Genomic DNA, 2,427 nt, shown 5'->3' on the forward strand with positions numbered 1-2,427 from the left:
CGGTATTTGCACCGATACTTCAATTTCACCAAGTCCCCTGTTGAGACAGCGCTCCAGTCGTTATACCATTCATGCAGGTCGGAACTTACCCGACAAGGAATTTCGCTACCTTAGGACTGTTATAGTTACAGCCGCCGTTTACCAGGGCTTCAGTCAAGAGCTTCTCGAGTTGCCTCGATAACCCCCTCCTTTAACCTTCTGGCACCGGGCAGGTCTCAATCCCTATACGTCGACTTTGGTCTTCGCAGAGATCTGTGTTTTTGGTAAACAGTCGCCAGAGCCTCTTATCTGCAACCCCTTTCAGCTTTGATTTTCCCTCATCACCTAATCAGGGCCACGCTTATCCCGAAGTTACACGTGCATTTTGCCGAGTTCCTTAACAGGGGTTCTCTTGTGCGCCTTTGGGTACTACCCTCGTCCACCTGTGTCGGTTTACGGTACGGGCAGTAAATAACCTCCCTTAGCAGCTATTTCTCGGCAGTACGGCTCCACCAAGTTCCCATGCATCGCTGCACAGTCCCCGTCCTTCATCAGGGATTTACTGCACAAGGACTTTCCTCATGCAACCCCTACAAAGTTAGACAGGCATCCATCAGCCTGCTTGGCTTCACCACCTGCGTCACCGCATCGGTAGTAACGGTTATTCACTGGTACAGGAATATTAACCTGTTTTCCATCAGCTACGCCTTTCGGCCTCACCTTAGGACCCGACTAACCCTGGGAAGATCTACTTTACCCAGGAATCCTTGGACTTACGGCGAGCAGATTTCTCATCTGCTTTATCGCTACTCATGCCGGCATTCTCACTTCTGTTGCCTCCAGTAAGCCTTACAGCTTACCTTCATCAGCTTCCAGAACGCTCCTCTACCACTTACCCTTCACTCCACGAAGGGTAAATCCGTACCTTCGGTACATTGCTTAAGCCCCGTTGTATCTTCGGCGCACCCATGCTCGACCAGTGAGCTATTACGCACTCTTTTAAGGATTGCTGCTTCTAAGCAAACCTCCTGGCTGTCTTGGCACAAGCACATCCTTTCCCACTTAGCAATGCTTTAGAGACCTTAGATAACGGTCTGGGCTCTTTCCCTTTCGACTACGAAGCTTATCCCCCGCAGTCTCACTCCTACGATAGTTCTACACGCCTTCGGAGTTTAGTAGGGTTTGGTACGGATTCCTCCGCCCTAGCCCTTCTAGTGCTCTACTACATGTAGATAGTTCGTAAGGCTGCCCCTAAAGGCATTTCGAGGAGAACCAGCTATCGCCACGTTTGTTTAGCCTTTCACCCCTATCCACAAGTCATCCGATATGTTTTTAACCATAACCGGTTCGGTCCTCCACATGGTATTACCCACGCTTCAACCTGCTCATGGATAGATCACGCGGCTTCGGGTCTATTCCACCGTACTTGTTCGCCCTTATCAGACTCGGTTTCCCTTTGGCTTCAGGGCTACTACCCCTTAACCTCGCACGATAGAATAACTCGCCGGCTCATTATGCAAAAGGCACGCAGTCACTAGATCTACCTTTCGATAAACCTAGCTCCTACAGCTTGTAGGTCAATAGTTTCAGGTTCTATTTCACTCCCCTTCCGGGGTTCTTTTCACCTTTCCCTCACGGTACTCGTCCACTATCGGTCACTGATTCATATTTAGCCTTGGATGATGGTCCACCCAGCTTCCCACAGGATTCCACGTGTCCCATGGTACTTAGCCTTTTCACTCACAGTCTATACATTATTTCGAGTACGGGACTTTCACCCACTTCGGTCAACCTTCCCAGATTGTTCCTCTATAATGTATACCCTGCGCATAAGCCGTCGTATGCTTATATGTGAAAGGCTGCAACCCCGAATAAGCAACGGTACGACCCTTTAACACTTATTCGGTTTAGGCTACTCCCATTTCGCTCACCACTACTTTGGGAATCTCATTTTGATTTCTTTTCCTCGGGCTACTAAGATGTTTCAGTTCGCCCACTGGTGCCTACCCTTTCGGGTATATCTTTCGCTTGTTCGGCAAAAGATGGGTTACCCCATTCGGTAATGCCCGGATCATCGCTTGCTTGCAGCTACCCGAGCCTTTTCGCAGCTTGCCACGACCTTCTTCGCAATCAGTGCCTAGGCATCCACTATTGACCCTTTCTTCCTTGCCCCTTCCTTCTCGGCTTCGATTACCTCAGCTTTCTTTAATTCGGCTTTCCTTCTACTTCATTCTACCATTTCCGTTTTCTATGCAAATGTTTTGATGCATTGTATGCGATCTAGGAAAAAGAAGTGTTTTGTTGATGATGACGGATCATCAACTAATCTCCGTTAAAGGAGGTGATCCAGCCGCACCTTCCGGTACTGCTACCTTGTTACGACTTCACCCTCCTCACTAGTAGTACCTTCGACACCTGCCTCCTTTCGGTTAGCTCAGCGCCTTCGGG

1 rRNA gene is annotated in these 2,427 nt (G+C 49.2%); it reads right to left on the reverse strand.

The window, feature by feature from the left end:
• Nucleotides 1-2,152: ribosomal RNA gene (locus ACP5PX_RS07845) — 23S ribosomal RNA — on the reverse strand; the annotation flags it as partial.
• Nucleotides 2,153-2,427: the final 275 nt, after the last annotated feature.

Origin of the sequence: Hadarchaeum sp. (SeqCode) (genome assembly GCF_049969415.1) — an archaeon.
Lineage (GTDB): Archaea > Hadarchaeota > Hadarchaeia > Hadarchaeales > Hadarchaeaceae > Hadarchaeum.